The 17381-nt window shown below is 45.9% G+C and carries 20 protein-coding genes and 1 tRNA gene; 19 read left to right on the top strand and 2 right to left on the bottom strand.

Annotation, left to right across the window (positions count from 1 at the left end; all coding sequences use genetic code 11):
- The coding region (locus tag AB840_RS18345) for a transposase (RefSeq protein WP_048514193.1) at window positions 1-158 on the bottom strand (158 nt) is incomplete at its 3' end.
- Between the two features lie 252 nt (window positions 159-410).
- Here AB840_RS18345 and AB840_RS16820 point away from each other — a divergent pair.
- Complete coding sequence (locus AB840_RS16820; RefSeq protein WP_048515352.1) at window positions 411-1058, top strand: cupin domain-containing protein; 648 nt, start codon at window positions 411-413, stop codon at window positions 1056-1058.
- Window positions 1059-1097: 39 nt separating this feature from the next.
- Window positions 1098-2429, top strand: a complete 1332-nt coding sequence (locus AB840_RS13400; RefSeq protein ID WP_048515351.1) for an anaerobic nitric oxide reductase flavorubredoxin — start codon at window positions 1098-1100, stop codon at window positions 2427-2429.
- Between the two features lie 226 nt (window positions 2430-2655).
- Here the strand turns inward: AB840_RS13400 and AB840_RS13395 are convergent.
- Window positions 2656-2729 (bottom strand) — tRNA-Gly (locus tag AB840_RS13395).
- Window positions 2730-3170: 441 nt separating this feature from the next.
- Between AB840_RS13395 and AB840_RS13390 the strand changes: the two genes are divergently transcribed.
- The 17 genes from AB840_RS13390 (at window position 3171) to AB840_RS13320 (ending at window position 17149) form a co-directional block, all read left to right on the top strand.
- Window positions 3171-3926 (top strand): tyrosine-type recombinase/integrase, encoded by a 756-nt coding sequence (locus tag AB840_RS13390; protein ID WP_048515350.1) that lies wholly within the window; start codon window positions 3171-3173, stop codon window positions 3924-3926.
- Window positions 3901-5277: a terminase large subunit gene (locus tag AB840_RS13385; RefSeq protein WP_461782350.1), complete on the top strand. Its 1377-nt coding sequence runs from the start codon at window positions 3901-3903 to the stop codon at window positions 5275-5277. The genes AB840_RS13390 and AB840_RS13385 overlap by 26 nt, the downstream gene beginning before the upstream one ends.
- A complete protein-coding gene (locus tag AB840_RS13380) occupies window positions 5274-6527 on the top strand; it encodes a phage portal protein (RefSeq protein ID WP_048515349.1) in 1254 nt (417 codons plus the stop codon). Before AB840_RS13385 ends, AB840_RS13380 begins: the two co-directional genes overlap by 4 nt.
- Window positions 6524-7234 (top strand): head maturation protease, ClpP-related, encoded by a 711-nt coding sequence (locus tag AB840_RS13375; protein WP_048515348.1) that lies wholly within the window; start codon window positions 6524-6526, stop codon window positions 7232-7234. Before AB840_RS13380 ends, AB840_RS13375 begins: the two co-directional genes overlap by 4 nt.
- Window positions 7235-7248: 14 nt before the next feature.
- On the top strand, window positions 7249-8445 hold the full coding sequence (locus AB840_RS13370) for a phage major capsid protein (RefSeq protein ID WP_048515347.1): 1197 nt from the start codon (window positions 7249-7251) through the stop codon (window positions 8443-8445).
- Window positions 8446-8463: 18 nt separating this feature from the next.
- Entirely contained in the window at window positions 8464-8739 is a 276-nt protein-coding gene (locus AB840_RS13365; protein ID WP_048515346.1) for a head-tail connector protein, read from the top strand.
- Window positions 8739-9056 carry a phage head closure protein gene (locus AB840_RS13360; protein WP_048515345.1) on the top strand — a complete coding sequence of 106 codons (318 nt, stop codon included), beginning with the start codon at window positions 8739-8741 and terminating at the stop codon, window positions 9054-9056. The genes AB840_RS13365 and AB840_RS13360 overlap by 1 nt, the downstream gene beginning before the upstream one ends.
- A 5-nt stretch (window positions 9057-9061) precedes the next feature.
- The gene (locus tag AB840_RS13355) at window positions 9062-9448 is read left to right on the top strand and encodes a phage holin family protein (RefSeq protein ID WP_456085507.1); all 387 of its coding nucleotides are present in this window, start codon (window positions 9062-9064) and stop codon (window positions 9446-9448) included.
- 293 nt (window positions 9449-9741) lie between these two features.
- A complete protein-coding gene (locus AB840_RS13350; RefSeq protein WP_048515343.1) occupies window positions 9742-10071 on the top strand; it encodes an ArsR/SmtB family transcription factor in 330 nt (109 codons plus the stop codon).
- Between the two features lie 61 nt (window positions 10072-10132).
- Window positions 10133-10375 (top strand): thioredoxin family protein, encoded by a 243-nt coding sequence (locus AB840_RS13345; RefSeq protein ID WP_200810003.1) that lies wholly within the window; start codon window positions 10133-10135, stop codon window positions 10373-10375.
- 33 nt (window positions 10376-10408) lie between these two features.
- Window positions 10409-11374, top strand: coding sequence for a permease (locus AB840_RS13340; RefSeq protein WP_048515342.1), 966 nt, complete (start codon window positions 10409-10411; stop codon window positions 11372-11374).
- A gap of 95 nt (window positions 11375-11469) precedes the next feature.
- Window positions 11470-11715 carry a phage holin family protein gene (locus AB840_RS18480; protein ID WP_461782349.1) on the top strand — a complete coding sequence of 82 codons (246 nt, stop codon included), beginning with the start codon at window positions 11470-11472 and terminating at the stop codon, window positions 11713-11715.
- A 136-nt stretch (window positions 11716-11851) separates the two neighbouring features.
- Window positions 11852-12247: a sigma factor-like helix-turn-helix DNA-binding protein gene (locus AB840_RS13335; RefSeq protein ID WP_048515341.1), complete on the top strand. Its 396-nt coding sequence runs from the start codon at window positions 11852-11854 to the stop codon at window positions 12245-12247.
- On the top strand, window positions 12240-12401 hold the full coding sequence (locus AB840_RS17445) for an SHOCT domain-containing protein (RefSeq protein WP_169749401.1): 162 nt from the start codon (window positions 12240-12242) through the stop codon (window positions 12399-12401). The genes AB840_RS13335 and AB840_RS17445 overlap by 8 nt, the downstream gene beginning before the upstream one ends.
- A 49-nt stretch (window positions 12402-12450) precedes the next feature.
- Window positions 12451-14100, top strand: coding sequence for a recombinase family protein (locus tag AB840_RS13330; RefSeq protein WP_053078194.1), 1650 nt, complete (start codon window positions 12451-12453; stop codon window positions 14098-14100).
- Window positions 14101-14126: 26 nt separating this feature from the next.
- Complete coding sequence (locus tag AB840_RS13325; RefSeq protein ID WP_048515340.1) at window positions 14127-15698, top strand: recombinase family protein; 1572 nt, start codon at window positions 14127-14129, stop codon at window positions 15696-15698.
- A 149-nt stretch (window positions 15699-15847) separates the two neighbouring features.
- On the top strand, window positions 15848-17149 hold the full coding sequence (locus AB840_RS13320) for an SIR2 family protein (protein ID WP_048515339.1): 1302 nt from the start codon (window positions 15848-15850) through the stop codon (window positions 17147-17149).
- Window positions 17150-17381: the final 232 nt, after the last annotated feature.

Below are 17381 nucleotides of genomic sequence, written 5' to 3'. Positions count from 1 at the left end.
GAGGCTTTATCGAGAAATTCCTTTTTCCAATTTCGCAAAAGATTTGGCTGTATGCTATTTTCGGTAGCTATCGAGTTGAGATCTTTCTCGCCCTTTAGCAGTTCAAGAACAAGATCCGATTTTAATTTTGCTGTAAAATTTCTTCTTTTTCGAGACATAAATGAACCTTCTTTCGAGTGTTATCTACAGTATATCAGGTTCATTATAAACGTGTTCAAAAAATGTCTTAATTTATGAGACCATTATACCCGAAAGATGCCCAACAGGCACAACCGACCAACACCATTGAAATCCAGTGAGTTTTTTTATAATTGAGAAATTCTATTATCTGTTGTAATTACAACAGCTATAATGATGAAAAAAACGTATACTTAACACATCGAAGGGAAAGAAAAAACGAGGTGAGTGGAATGAAAGAAACGAAAGGCCATATCTTTTCTATCAGCCGTGATAATGCCCCAGTGGCCGGCTGTACGATTTCTAAAGAACTGGTCAATGAAGCCCAGTATCAAGTCTTTTACTTTTCCCTGGCTGCCGGTACGGACATCAGTCCGGAAATCTACAGGCAGGCGAAACTCCTCTATGTCGCTGACGGTACGCTGACCGTTCACTGGCCGGGGGAAGAACATAATCTGGTGGCTGGTCAGGCCATCATCGCACCGCCGTCCGTACCCGTTGGCATGAAGAGCCGCGATGGGGCGGTCTATACGGAACTTACAGTAGAGGAGGAATTCCTTATGAACATCGATGCAGGCAAGATTTTCTCTTTGGCAGGCCTCGTGCCTTATCAGGATGGTAAGATCATCAACCGCGATATTATCCAGTCGCCTAAAGTCAAATTCGTCGTCATGAGCTTCGGCGCCGGCACAGGTCTTTCGGAACACGCTGCTCCCGGCGAAGCCTTGATTTTTGCCCTGGAAGGCAAAGCCGTCATCCGTTATGAAGGCGAAGATCATGAAATCAAGGCCGGCGAAAACTTTGCTTTTGCCAAGAACGGCCGCCATGCCATCATCGCCGATGGACCCTTTAAAATGGCATTGCTGCTTACGTTAGAATAATTTCATCATATAGAGATAACTGAAAAGGAGACGATCATCATGGGTAAAAAAATTACAGAAAAAGTGACTTGGGTAGGTAAAATCGACTGGGAATTGAACGAATTCCACGGCCATGAATATTCGACAGAAAAGGGTTCTTCGTACAACTCCTATTTGATCCGCGATAAAAAGACGGTCCTCATGGATACGGTCTGGAAACCCTTTGACGACGAATTCGTCGCTAACCTGAAGAAGGAAATCGACCTCAAAGACATCGACTATATCGTCATGAATCACAATGAAAACGACCACAGCGGCGCTTTGCCGGCACTGATGCGGGAAATCCCGGATACGCCGATTTACTGCACCAAGAAAGGGGAAGCCATCCTGCGCGGCCTCTATCACCAGGATTGGAACTTCGTCAACGTCAAGACCGGCGATACCCTGGACCTGGGCGACAGCCAGCTCGTCTTCATCGAAGCCGCTATGCTCCATTGGCCGGATACGATGTTCACTTATATGACCGGCGAAAACATCCTCTTCAGCAACGACGGTTTCGGTCAGCACTATGCCAGCGAAAGAATGTACAATGACTGCGTAGACCAGGCAGAACTCTATCAGGAAGCCATGAAATACTATGCCAATATCCTCAACCTCTACAGCCCCATGGTTACGCGGAAAATCGATGAAATCCTCAAGATGGGTGTCCCGGTCAACATGATTTGCCCGAGCCACGGTGTCATCTGGCGCAAAGATCCCCTGAAAATCGTCGCCAAATATCAGGATTGGGCCAAAGCTTACCAGGAAAACCAGATCACCATCATTTATGATACGATGTGGAATTCCACGCGCCGCATGGCTGAATGCATCGCCGAAGGCCTGCGCGAAACGGATCCGACGCTGACGGTGAAACTCTTCAATTCCGCTGTCGATGACAAGAACGACATCGTTACGGAAGTCTTCAAATCGAAAGCCATCCTCGTCGGCTCGCCGACCATCAACTATGGCTTCCTCTTCTCCATCGGCGGCATCATGGAAATGATCCGCGGCCTGAAATTCAAGAATAAGAAAGCCGCTGCTTTCGGCAGCTATGGCTGGAGCGGTGAAGCTGTCAAACAGATTACAGCTCTCCTCCAGGGTGCCGGCTTCGACGTCGTCAACGACGGCCTGCGCTGCCAGTGGAACCCGGACCAGGCAACCCAGGAAACATGCCGCCAATACGGTCGTGATTTCGCAGCAGCCGTCAACGCTTCCGAAGCCAAGGAAGATGAAGTCCAGACCGAACTCGGCGATTACAACAACGACGAACAGATCGGCAAGGCTGCTAAAGAACATTTCGAAGATTGGGAAAAAGATGCCCGTGAAGGCGTAAAAGGCGGCTATGCCGGCTAAGTAGGGAAAGTGGCTCGTGGTTCGTGGCTAGTAGTTAGTAGCTCGTGGCTAGTAGCTGGCTACTAGCTCTTGCCTCCCCTTATAGGGGAGGTGGCCTGAAAGGCCGGAGAGGTTGCTTTAAATTTAAAGTGATAATACTTGCGAACCGGATTTGTGTGAGCGGGCGCCCCACGTGGGCGCCCCTACAAAAAAGGCTGTCGCACATGCGACAGCCCTTTTTTTATTCTGGAGCGGATGAAGGGGATCGAACCCTCGTACCAAGCTTGGGAAGCTCGTATTCTACCACTGAATTACACCCGCATGAACTTTTACTTGTTCATTTTACCAGTATTCATGCGGTTTGTAAAGGTTTTCGAAGAATTTTCTTGAAATACTGGTAAAATAAGGCCTCACGGCCTTTTATAATGGTTAACAATAGGCGGAAAAGCAGATAAAATCTAGCTTTTTCCGCCTTTTTTTATTGATTTTCTGAGTAATTGTTTTACTGTACATTTTCGCTGATTTTTAGTGATTTTTCTTCAAAAGGGGTGCAGGAGGGGGGCAGTTTGACCCTGAATACAAGCTCTACATTTATGGAATACAAGCTTTAAAGGGCCTATAAACAGCATGGTTAAGCGATTTTATGGAAAATAAAAAGGGGCAATGATTTATGAATGAAATGGTAATAAAAATACAATTTATAGTATCGTAGCATATCAAAGAGGCTCTCTAAGTGAGCCTCTTTTTTAGGAGGTGTAATTGTTGGCTACTGTAATCAATCGAGGAAATGGTCATTGGAAGCTTCGGGTCTATATAGGTCAAGATAAGGACGGCAACAAAATCCGTAAAAGTAAACGCATCGTAGCTAAATCCAAAAGAGCCGCTATGAAGGAACTAGATAAATTCAGACTACAACTTCAGGCAAAAGAATTACAAGCTGAAGAAGTAGCTGCTCCTGTCCATAAGGATATGGCAATTACCTTTGATAATTTTGTCGGTATCTGGGATAAGAGACATAATATCCATCTGGCCATGACGACAAGGGAACATAACCGGACACTGTTGCGAAACCGGATTCTGCCATTCTTCCATGACAAACCTATCGAAAATATCAACGTTGAAGATATCCGGGCTTTCATCTATGAACTTCACCAGAGTGAGATTCATCATAATTCTAGGCAAAAACAACGATTCTTGTCAGAGACGATGATTCACAAAAACTTTGCTCTTTTAAAACATATCCTGTCTAAAGCTGTTGAATGGGGCTATATCAAGGAAAACCCTTGTGACAGATTAGAACACAGAGAAATACCAAAGCCTAATTATCATCACTATCCCATTATTCAGGAAGAACAGCTGAAGAAATTGCTGAAGGCAATAGATGATTTACCTGATAACTACAGTGAATTGAAACACAGGGCTATATTTTATTTAACTTTGATGACAGGGATGCGAAAAGCCGAACGGCTACCGACAGTTCAATACTGCCTACATCGAGATTCCCAAGAAGCAGGGTAAGTCGGAACTGGCGGCAGCGGTAGCCTTGCTTTTATGCTGTGGTGACGGGGAACAACGTGCCGAGGTGTATGGCTGTGCCGCCGACCGCCAGCAGGCATCCATTGTCTTTGAGGTGGCGGCGGATATGGTACGGATGTGTCCGGCCTTATCCAAGCGGGTGAAGCTCCTGGCCTCGCAGAAACGGATCATCTACCTTCCCACACACAGCTTTTACCAGGTCTTGTCTGCTGATGCCTATAGCAAGCATGGCTTTAACGTAAGCGGCGTGATCTTCGACGAACTGCACACGCAGCCGAACCGGAAGCTGTTTGATGTCATGACCAAAGGCTCCGGCGATGCCCGGACGCAGCCGTTGTATTTTCTTATTACGACCGCCGGGACAGACACCCACTCCATCTGCTATGAAACCCATCAGAAGGCACTGGATATCATCGCAGGCCGGAAGATAGATGCCACCTTCTATCCGGTGATATACGGTGCCAAGGAAACCGACGACTGGACGGATGTGAAGGTGTGGAAGAAAGCCAACCCTTCGCTTGGCATTACGGTCGGCATGGACAAGGTCAAGGCAGCTTGCGAATCCGCCAGACAGAATCCTGCCGAGGAGAACGCCTTCCGGCAGCTTCGTTTGAACCAATGGGTCAAGCAGGCGATCCGCTGGATGCCGATGGACAAATGGGACGCCTGCGCGTTTCCCGTACAGCCGGATGAGTTAAAAGGACGCGTCTGCTATGGTGGCTTGGACTTATCCTCCACGACGGATATTACGGCTTTTGTGCTGGTGTTTCCGCCGCAGGATGAAGCAGACAACTATGTTGTGCTGCCCTATTTCTGGATACCGGAGGAAAACGTATCACTGCGTGTCCGGCGGGATCATGTCCCTTATGACGTATGGCAGAAGCAGGGATTCCTGCACACGACGGAAGGGAACGTCGTCCATTACGGCTACATCGAAAAGTTCATCGAAACCATGGGCGAGCAGTACAACATCCGGGAGATCGCCTTTGACCGCTGGGGTGCGGTGCAGATGGTGCAGAACCTCGAGGGCATGGGATTTACCGTCGTCCCGTTCGGGCAGGGATTCAAGGATATGAGCCCTCCTACCAAGGAACTGATGAAGCTGACGCTGGAAAAGAAGATCGCCCACGACGGGCAGCCGGTACTGCGTTGGATGATGGACAACATCTTCATCAAATCCGATCCGGCGGGCAATATCAAGCCGGATAAGGAGAAATCCACCGAAAAGATTGACGGTGTCGTGGCTACGGTTATGGCACTCGACCGTGCCATCCGCTGCGGCAACGACAACAGCGAAAGCGTATATGACCAAAGGGGGTTATTGATTTTATGAGTATATTCCAACGTATATGGGGCAAAAAGTCACGCGATAAGCCGAAAAACTATCTGTCTACGGCCTTTACGTTCCTGTTCGGTCCAACCTCATCCGGAAATGTAGTGACGGAACGGACCGCCATGCAGACAACGGCGGTTTATGCCTGCGTCCGGGTGCTGTCCGAGGCTATCGCCGGACTGCCGCTCAATATGTACCGCTATACACCGGATGGCGGCAAGGACAAGGCCATCAATCATCCGCTGTATAGGTTGCTCCATGATGCCCCCAATCCGGAAATGACGAGCTTCATCTTCCGGGAAACGCTCATGAGCCATCTGCTGTTATGGGGCAATGCCTACGCACAGATCATCCGGAACGGCACCGGGCAGCCAATTGCACTGTACCCGCTGCTGCCAAGCAAGATGGATGTCAGCCGGGCCGCCAACGGTCAGCTTATCTATACCTACTCCAAGGACTCGGACGAGTTCGGCGCAGATAACCGCTGCCAGCAGATTGTCCTGTCGCAGGACGAGGTGCTGCATGTTCCGGGACTTGGGTTTGACGGACTCATCGGCTACAGTCCGATCGCCATGGCCAAGAATGCCATCGGCATGTCGCTGGCAGCCGAGCAGTACGGTGCATTATTCTTTGCCAATGGTGCTACGCCGGGCGGCATCTTGGAGCATCCGGGCATCGTGAAAGATCCGGTCAAACTGCGGGAAAGCTGGCATGCCCAATTTTCCGGCACGAACCGGCATAATGTAGCTGTCTTGGAAGAAGGTATGACCTTCCAGCAGCTCTCCATCCCGCCGGATCAGGCACAGTTTCTTGAAACACGGAAGTTCCAGATCGACGAGATCGCCCGTATCTTCCGGGTGCCGCCGCATATGGTCGGAGATCTGGAAAAGTCCACCTTCTCCAATATCGAGCAGCAGTCGCTGGAATTTGTCAAATATACCTTGAATCCCTGGTGCGTCCGCTGGGAACAGGCCATGAACCAGCAGTTGGTGCTGCCGTCGGAACGCTTGCAGGTCTTTACGAAGTTTAATGTGGACGGCCTGTTGCGCGGCGACTACCAGAGCCGCATGAATGGGTATGCGATCGGCAGGCAGAACGGCTGGCTCTCCGCCAACGACATCCGGGAGCTTGAGGATATGAACCGCATCCCTGCCGAACAGGGCGGCGATACGTATCTGGTCAACGGCAATATGCTGCCGCTGGACAAGGCAGGAAAATTTTATACCGAAAGCGAGGGGAAAACCCCATGAAGAAATTTTGGAACTGGAATACCGATGACGATACCGGACGCATCCTTACCATTGACGGTACCATTGCCGAGGAAAGCTGGTTTGATGACGAGATAACGCCGAAGCTGTTTAAAAACGAACTGGCATCCGGACAGGGTAATGTCACCTTGTGGCTGAACTCGCCCGGCGGCGACTGCGTAGCAGCCAGCCAGATCTATGCCATGCTGATGGATTATGCCGGGCAGGTTCATGTCAATATCGACGGAATCGCGGCTTCGGCAGCCTCCGTGATTGCCATGGCAGGCACGAGTGTCAATATGGCACCGACTGCGTTGATGATGATCCACAATCCGTTCACGATTGCCATGGGCGACACCGATGAAATGGAACGGGCCATCTCCATGCTGTCCGAGGTCAAGGAATCCATTATCAATGCGTATGAATTAAAGACAGGACTCTCCCGCACCCAGTTATCCCATCTGATGGATGCCGAGACCTGGATGAATGCAGGAAAAGCAATCGAACTCGGCTTTGCCGACAGCATTTTGACTGATAGTGATAGCAAACAAATGCATGATGCTGCCAGTATGGGAAGTTATTCTTTTTCCCGGCGGCAGGTCACCAATGCGTTGTTGAACAAAGCCATCGCCAATAAATCAAGGATAAAAACAGAGTCACATATATCCGTAGCGTCGCTGCAGCAGCGGCTGTCGCTCTTAACACATTAAATGGAGGTACCAATATGAGTAAACTATTAGAACTGCAGGAAAAACGTGCTAATATCTGGGAACAGGCCAAGGCCTTCCTGGATGAAAAGCAGGCAGCCGGTGACACACTCTCCATCGAAGATGCTGCCACCTACGATAAGATGGAAGCCGATGTCATGGCGCTGGGCAAGGAAATCGACCGACTGAAAACGCAGGCGGCCATTGATCTCGAATTAAGCAGGCCGACCTCAAGTGCTATCGTCAACCAGCCTGCAAAGCAGGATGTAACGAAGCATGGCAGGTTCAGCGACGCTTATGCCCCTGCCTTTTGGGACAGCATGCGCGGCAAGTCCCGTCCGGAAATTCGAAACACCTTAAAGGAAGGAGCCGATCCCCAGGGCGGCTACCTGGTACCGGACGAGTTCGAACGGACGCTGATCCAGATGCTTGCCGAAGAAAATGTGCTGCGCTCCCTGTCCCATGTGATCCAGACCGCCAGCGGCGACCATAAGATTCCGGTTGTTGCCAGCGAAGGTACTGCCGCATGGACGGATGAAGAAGCCGCCTACACTGAAAGCAACACCACTTTCGGCCAGGTATCCATCGGGGCGCATAAGCTGGGTACGCTCGTTAAGGTATCCGAGGAGCTGTTGAACGATTCCGCCTTCGACCTGGAAGGATATATGGCGCAGGAATTTGCCAGAAGGCTTGGCAATGCCGAAGAAGAAGCCTTCCTCACCGGCACCGGAACAGATCGTCCGTCCGGCATCCTCGTCGATGCCGCCGGTGCTTCGGATGGCTTGACTGCCGCTTCTGCTACAGCGATTACCTTCGACGATTTGATCGAGTTGTACTATTCGCTTCGTGAACCATACCGCAAGTCGGCTACATTGCTGCTGCATGAAAACACCGTCAAGGCTATCCGGAAGCTGAAAGATACGCAGGGACAGTATATCTGGCAGCCTTCCGTCAGTGCCGATGTGCCGGATAAGATTCTGAACTGCCCGGTCGTCACCAGCCGGTATATGCCGCAGATGGCAGCCGATGCCAAGACGGTACTGTTCGGTGACTTTTCCTACTATTGGATTGCCGACAGGCAGGGCCGCACCTTTAAGCGCCTGAACGAATTATACGCAGTTACCGGGCAGGTCGGTTTTCTCGGCTCCCAGCGTGTCGATGCCAAGATTGTATTGCCGGAGGCCATCAAGACGCTCAAACAGGCCAGCAAATAACGGAAGGAAGGTGGCAGCATGGCAGTAACACGGGACGAAGCTAAATTATATCTCCGTATTGATAATGATGTGGAGGATGCTTTGATCGACAATTTGATTCAGTCCTCCACGACGACGGTGGAAAATGTACTGCGCCATCCGTTAAGCGACTACACGACATTGCCGGAGGACATCAAGACGGCCATTCTGTATGGTGTGGCCTATCTGTATGAGAACCGGGATACGGCGGACTTCGATGCCATGATCAAGCTCATGCGGGCCATGCTGTTTTCCTATCGGGATGAGGTGTTCTGATGGATATCGGGGAAATGAAGCAGCGGATTGAGCTACTGGTGGAAGAAGATGTCTCCGACGGGCAGGGCGGCTATGATAGCACCCTGGTCAGCAAAGGCAGTACATGGGCCAAGGTGACCAATATCCACGGCGGAGAGTATTTCTTCGCCGCAGCCGTTCATCTGGAAAAGGATGTGTCGTTCGTCATCCGGTACCGCTCGGATATCTCGGAAAAATGGAACATTAAGTTCCGCAATCAGAAATACAATATCCAGTTTATCGATAATGTAAAATATGGGGACCAGTATCTTGAAATCAAGGCTACCCTGGCGGGGTGATGAGAATGACCTGGAATGAAATACGAATCGGGTGCGCGGCAGTCGGTGCCTGGCTTGGCTGGTTCATCGGCGGCTTTGACAATCTGCTCTATGCCCTGCTGACGTTTGTTTGTCTGGATTACATCACGGGTGTGTTATGTGCCTGCCGGGAACGGCAGCTATCCAGTGAGATTGGTTTTATGGGCATCTGCCGGAAGGTGCTTCTTTTTGTACTCGTCGGTGTGGCCCATACGCTGGATGTGACAATGCTCGGTTCCGGCAGCGCCTTACGGACTGCCACCATCTTGTTCTACTTATCCAATGAGGGACTTTCCATTGTGGAAAATGCTGCACGGATGGGACTTCCCATACCGGATCGGCTGCAAGAAGCATTGAAGCAGCTACGAAAATAAAAATATATGCCATGGGCCTGCTGGAGTTTAATCACTCTGGCAGGTCCTTTTTTTTATTTGCTTAAATGCATTTTTTCCTATTTCAAGAGAAAGTAGAGATGGAATAATTGTCGAAGATGATGAAAAAGTTAAGTGCTTAGTCAGAAATTATCATGAATGGGAATTAATTTCTCTCCCATAATTGAAGGACAGGCGATACAGGCTTGCAAATGTTCATTCAGTAGTATATAATAGTCGCATAACCGAATATTCGGTTATGCGACTATTATATACTACGAAAGGAGGATTCATAGATGCAGACAATAGTTAATGTATTAAAGGCATTATCTGATGAAACTCGGTTACGAATTTTAAATTTATTATATGAACGGGAACTGTGTGTATGTGATGTTATGGAAACGTTACAGATTACGCAGACTAAAGCTTCCCGGCATCTTTGCTATCTTAAAAATGCGGGATTAGCAGTTGACCGCAAGCAGGCACAATGGGCGTATTATTCAATATTGCGGGATGAACGGCTGAAGTTTCTGGATAGTCTAGTGTATGATAATTTAAGAAGCATAGAAATATATCAAAAAGATATACAGAATTTAAATGCATGGCTGCAACGGAAAAATATGTAGAAGCCGGTTTTGTTTTTTAGTTTAAGAAAACTTTATTTATAGTAGAAAAGGGGCGACAGTCATGATGGAAATTAAAATATTAGGTTCCGGGTGTGTCAATTGTAAAAAACTCGAAGAAAATGCACAAAAAGCGATTCGTGAATTACAAGTCGATAGTACGATTATTAAAGTACAGGATATCCGCGAAATCATGAAATACGGTGTTATGCGGACTCCGGCTATTGTAATCAATGAAAAGGTGAAAATGGCGGGGAAGGTATGCACGGCAGAAGAAATCAAGCGATATATTGCCGAAGAACAATGATTTTCATCATAATGGGCAAGACGGAGGTGCACTATGTTTGATTGGTTGCAGATAATTGCTGATTTTTTAACCTATACGGCACTGGGGTTTTTGCCGGAGAGCAAACTGGGCAGTGCTGTTAATTTCTTTATTTTTGATACAGTGAAAATACTGATACTTTTGATGATTATTATTTATGCCATTACATTTATTCGCAGCTACTTTCCTCCAGAAAAAACAAAAAAAATTCTTTCTCATACAAAAGGAAATCAAGTAGTTGGACATGTCTTGGCGGCTCTGCTGGGAATCGTAACACCTTTTTGTTCTTGCTCTGCAGTTCCTCTTTTTATCGGGTTTGTAGAAGCGGGAATTCCCTTGGGTGTGACTTTTTCGTTTTTGATTGCGGCCCCTATGGTAAATGAAATTGCCGTAGGTCTTTTATACGGGTTGTTTGGCTGGAAAATTATGTTGATTTATATTTTATCCGGAGAAATTATTGCTGTGATAGGGGGTATGATTATCGGCAGAATGAAAATGGAAAAATTTGTAGAAGCGTATGTTTATGAAATGCAAAATATACCCAGCATGGAAATTGTTGAACCGCATATGAAAAATAGACTGTATGATGCGTGGATTTTTACTCGTGATTTAATTAAACGCATATGGATCTATGTTCTCATCGGTATTGCTATCGGTGGTTTTATACATGGCTGGATTCCGGCGGGAACCTTGGCGCAGTATGCAGGAAAAGAAAACCCCTTTGCTGTCCCCATTGCTGTATTGATTGGAATACCGCTGTACTCCAATGCGGCGGGTGTTATTCCGTTAGTCAGCGAGTTGACTAGAACCGGTGTTTCCATGGGAACGGCGCTTTCATTCATGATGGCAGTGACTGCGTTAAGTCTTCCGGAAGCGATTCTTCTAAAACAAGTACTCAAACCGCATCTGCTGGTGATCTTCTTCGGCGTCGTTGGAATGGGTATTATCTTTACAGGCTATTTATTCAATTTTTTACTGTAACATGGTGTGATACGGTAGATGTATATGGTGATAGAAGGAGATGGTAAGATGAAAATAGGTTTGATCAGATGTTTGCAGATAGAGAGGATATGTTGTTGGACGACTCTTTGTTTGAAAGCTATAAAAGAACCTGTAGGAGCGTTTCAAGATATCCCTTTCAAACGCATGTAGGGAGTCATCACGGACGCATTCGCAATACTGGTCCTTCCAGTGCGTTACGGACTGCCACCATCTTGTTCTACCTGTCCAACGAGGGACTTTCCATTGTGGAAAATGCGGCACGGATGGGACTTCCCATACCCAATCGGCTGCAGGAAGCATTGAAGCAGCTGCGAAAATAAGAATATATACCTTGGATCTGCTGGAGTCTCATCACTCTGGCAGGTCCTTTTTTTATGTCTTGGGTTCTTAATTGATATCTATCTGTCCTTTTACTTATAGAGGCAATTACCTCGTAACGATTAGGAGGTGTCCAATATGACGGACGATGAGAAAAGGCAGATTATCGTTTTACGCCGAGACGGTCTGGGATACGGGAAAATAGCACAGCAAATAGGCATTTCGGTCAATACAGTCAAGTCATTCTGCCGCCGGAGCAATCTGGTAATTTCCACTGGTGGAAAATCAGTGTGTGAATGCTGCGGCAAGCAGATAGAACAGGTCCCGGGACGAAAGCAAAAACGCTTCTGTTCGGATAGTTGCAGAAACAAATGGTGGAACAGGCATCTTGACTTGGTGAAGCGAAAGGCGGTCTATACCTTTACCTGCCAGAACTGCGGTAAAGTATTTAAGACCTACGGGAACAGTCAACGGAAGTTCTGCTGCCATGCCTGTTATATTGAATACCGTTTCGGCGGTGGTCGTCATGGATAAGAAAACCTTTCAAAATGAAGCGCTGTTCCTGATGACATTGCATCTGATACAGTCGATGCGCGATGAAAAACTTATCACGGAGAGCGAATATCATATAGCAGAGCGCCAGATGCTCGAAAAATATCAGCCTTTTTCCGGCTCTTTATACACTTGATAATTGTATCAAACAGAGTGATATATAGTGTTGGAAAGGAGTGGATTCTATGCGAAAAACAATCCTCAAAGTCGAGCATCAGGTATCGCCGTTCAAAAAACAAAAGAAAGTAGCAGCCTATGCCCGTGTTTCCGTGGAATCGGAACGGATGCAGCATTCACTTTCGGCACAGGTCAGTTATTACAGCGGCCTTATCCAAAAGAATCCTGAATGGGAATATGCCGGTGTCTATGCGGACTATGGCATTTCCGGTACAGGAATGGCGAAGCGGGATGCATTCAACAAAATGATTGCTGTTGCAGAAGCAGGAAAAATCGATATCATCCTTACAAAAGCCATTCAGCGGTTTGCTAGAAATACGGTTGACCTTTTGAACACGGTACGCCATTTAAAGGATATTGGCGTTGAAGTATGGTTTGAAAAGGAAAATATTCATACACTGAGCGGCGAAGGCGAGTTGATGCTGACTATTCTTGCATCATTTGCCCAGGAAGAAAGCCGATCCATCAGCGAGAATATCAAATGGCGTGTGCAGAAACGGTTCCAACAGGGCATGCCGCCTGCGAAGTTCTTCATCTATGGGTATCGATGGGAAGGGGATAAGCTTGTAATCGTTCCGGAGGAAGCAGCTGTTGTACGGCGAATATACCAAAATTTCCTTGACGGGAAATCACGGGTTGAGACAAGACGGGAGCTTGCGGCGAAGGGCATTAAAACCAGGCATGGTAATAACTGGGGTGATCCCAGCATTAAGCAGGTACTTACCAATATTACCTATACCGGAAATCTTCTGCTCCAGAAAACATATATAGAAGATCCTATTACTAAAAAAGAACGGAAAAACCGTGGCGAGAGAACAAAGTATTTTGTCGAAAATACTCATGAAGCCATTATTGATAAGAAAACGTTCGATTATGTACAGAAGGAAATGGCACGTCGGTGCAAATTAGGGGCATTTGCCAATAAGTCATTGCATACGACGTGTTTTACAGGAAAAATCAAATGCGGCGTTTGTGGAAAAAGTTATGTCAGTAGCAAACGGAAATATAAAGGGTGGCATATCGGGTACTGGGGATGCACATCCCATAAATATAAGGGAAAAAACTGTGGCGCAAAAGGAACTATCCCACAAATTGTGCTGGAACGGGAATGTACGGCTGTCCTTGGATTGCAAGTCTTTGATGAAAACATATTTCTTGAAAAAGTTGATACCATCACTGTGCCGGAATATCATGTCATGGTATTTAATATGAAAGATGGCCGAAAAATTGTCAGGCACTGGGAATCGACTGCAAACAAGGATTGCTGGACGGAAAAGCTCAAGGACAGACAGCGGATTTGGACGAAACAGTACCGGATGAGTGGTAAATCGGAGCGATATTCTGCTTTTACAGATCGGATTCTATGCGTTCAATGTAACACCTGCTTCAAACGCTGTCTGGATGAGCGGAAAAACGGGAAAGTTGCTTACTGGCGATGCAAGCTTTCGGGGAAATCCTGCAAGGTTCCGGGCATACGGGAAGAACCATTGAAGCAGATGGCAGCAATGGTACTCGGACTGCCAGCATTTGATGATGCTGTGTTTCGGAAGCAGATAGACCATATTGAAACTGGAAAAACTGATGAACTGACTTTTTGTTTTACCGATAGCAGGAGAACAAGCTGCAGTTGGCCACCGGTTAAAACGGGAAATTGCTGAATACATGAAGGGAGGTGGAAAAAATAGTGGAAGCGCGAAGAGTGCATACTATTCCAGCAGTCATCAGCCGCTACACAGCAGAACCTATCAATAGTCACAGGAAACGGAGAGTAGCAGGCTATGCCCGTGTATCGACAGACCATGAGGATCAGGTGACAAGCTATGAAGCACAGGTTGATTATTACACATCCTATATCAAGGGCAGACATGATTGGGAGTTTGCCGGTATATACACGGATGAAGGAATCTCGGCAACCAATACCCGTCACCGTGACGGGTTCAATACGATGGTAAGGGATGCGCTGGATAATAAGATTGACCTTATCATTACGAAGTCCGTCAGCCGGTTTGCCAGAAATACCGTGGATAGCCTGACAACAGTGCGAAAACTTAAGGATAAGGGGATTGAGGTTTATTTCGAGAAGGAAAATATCTGGACGCTTGATGCCAAGGGCGAACTGCTCATCACCATCATGTCCTCGCTTGCCCAGGAAGAAAGCCGGAGCATTTCCGAGAACACGACATGGGGACAGCGGAAACGTTTTGCCGATGGTAAGGTCAGCGTACCGTTCAAGCAGTTCCTTGGGTATGACAAAGGGCCGGACGGCAATCTGGTTGTGAACAGGGAACAGGCAAGGACCGTGAAACTGATTTACAGGCTGTATCTTAGCGGCTATACCTTTCACTCCATTGCCAGTGATTTGACGGAACGGGGTATTAAAACTCCAGCAGGGTGCGATGTATGGAGTCCAAGCACTGTCAGAAGTATTCTTACGAATGAGAAGTATAAAGGCGATGCGCTTCTCCAAAAACGCTATACGGTGGATTTCCTGACCAAGAAAACAAAAGCAAATCATGGCGAGGTTCCACAGTACTATGTGGAAAATGATCATGAAGCCATCATCAGTCCGCAGGTATTTGACTTAGTACAGGAAGGAATAAAAAGACGTGGGCGTGGCGGCAAGCGGCACAGCGGTGTCAGCATTTTTTCGTCGAAGATAAAATGTGGCGACTGCGGAGGCTGGTACGGAGCCAAAGTCTGGCATTCCAACGATAAATACCGCAGGACTATCTACCGCTGCAATGATAAATTCAAGCATCACTGTAAAACGCCGCACCTTACCGAGGACGATATCAAAGCCATTTTTATAAAAGCCATAAATAAACTGGTAGGGAATAAGGACGAAATCATTTCCAATATACAGATGATACGGGAACAACTGTGTGATACGGTTAATCTTGAAAACGAACAGGAGCGGTTAAATCAGGACCTGATAGCACTTACCAATATGACAGAAAATTGTATTGCTGAAAATGCACGGGTTTCCCAAGACCAGACAGAATACCAAAAACGCTACAATAGTCTTGTCAGCCGATATGACAAGACAAAGGAACAATACGAAGCGGTTACTGCAAAAATCCGGGACAGACGGTTACGGAACGAGCAGTTAGGAGTATTCATCAATAATCTTAAGAACCAGGACTTGATAGGAGAATTTGATGAACGTCTGTGGTGTAGTCTGGTCGATTATATTACGGTCTATGGCAAAGAGGATATCAGAGTGACATTTAAGGATGGGACAGAATTAAGGGTATAAAAAATTTTAAATTCCAAAATGCCGCTAGCTATTTTGTAAAAACATAAAGTTGTTTTACTTTCGGTCTATATTAATATTATAGATTTAGTAGTATACTGAATTTATAGATTTTTTTTATTGCTTTTTGTGGCGAAATGGGGAATTTTATTATGTTTGTAACTCATGATGTTGATATTCCAGATGAAGTTATGGAAGCTTTGGAAAATAGTACATTAGTAATCTTTGCAGGTGCAGGAGTTTCCATGGATCCACCTTCAAATTTTCCAAACTTTGATCAATTAGCTAAAGAGATAAGTATGGGAAAAATACAGCGAGTACAAGGAGAACCTGTTGACTCGTTTTTAGGGCGTATTCCTGATAGTATTGATGTTCATCAAAAAGCTAAAGACATACTTTCGAATTCCACATCTCGGCCTAATGTTTTACATACAGGGATTTTTAATTTATTTAAAAACAAACAAAAATTGAGAATTGTTACTACTAATTTTGATCAACACTTTTCCACTTTAATTGAACAACAAGAAGATAAAATTGAAATTTATTCAGCACCAGCATTGCCACTAGGCGATGATTTTACAGGATTGGTTTATTTGCATGGTTCTACCAAACAAGACGCTAAGAAATTAGTTCTTACAGATATGGATTTTGGTAAAGCATATTTGGCTTCAGGATGGGCGACCAGATTTTTACAGGGAATGTTCTCAGCGTATACAGTAATATTTATTGGCTATAGTCTTAATGATCCATTGGTAAGATATCTTTCTAAGGGTTTAATTCTTCATCCTATAATTAAACCTAAATGTTTTGCTTTTTGTTGTGAGGATGATGAGCAAGAAAAATGGAAAGATTTAAAAATTCGAACAATAACATATCCATTGCGTGAAGGAAAATTATCTCATGTAGCTCTCCCGGAAGCAATAAATAGCTGGGTAGATTTAAACAATAAGAGCATTTTAGAAAGTGATAACAAAATAAAAAGTATTGTAAGTGGATTGCCGAATGTTGAGATTTACTTAGATGATTATATAGAGAAACAGGTCTTGAAATCTCCCAAATTGGTTCAGGCATTTATAAAATATGCTACTCGGTTGGAATGGTTTTATTGGACGGCTGATAAAGACGAATTTAAAATATTATTTACATTATCAACTTCAATCAAAAAGGAATCTGAATATATAGCCTATTGGATTGCAGGTAAGATTTTTGATAATGCGGATGATATCATTAGCATTATCAAAAAAAATAATATGACATTAAATCCTATTTTATGGAATGAAATTGCAGATAAATTAGCAGCAACAGCTATTATGAAAAATACTCAACTGGACATAATTTATAATACATGGATAGAAATTTTATTGCGTACGTATATCCCAGGTTGTCAAATATATTGGTTAATGGAAATTGGAGAAAAGTGTTCAAATTCAAGGATAGTTGGGAGTGTAAAATGAAGTGTGTAAGTTACCGGTAACCAATTTACTAACTTACGCACTTCATTTTTTTGTCGAGGTGCGGTACACTATCAGAAAGCAGGTTGAAAGGAATTGAGTACAGCACTGATGAAGAAACGTAGAAACCCGAGTGAGAAAGGCCAGGCAATCGCCAAGCTCATCATGGAACAATACCAGCCGAAGACGCAGGAAGACATGCAGATAGCGCTGAAGGACGTGTTCGGTCCTATCT

The sequence above is a fragment of the Megasphaera cerevisiae DSM 20462 genome (assembly GCF_001045675.1).
Lineage (GTDB): Bacteria > Bacillota > Negativicutes > Veillonellales > Megasphaeraceae > Megasphaera > Megasphaera cerevisiae.
This window is presented reverse-complemented; position numbering and strand designations above follow the sequence as displayed.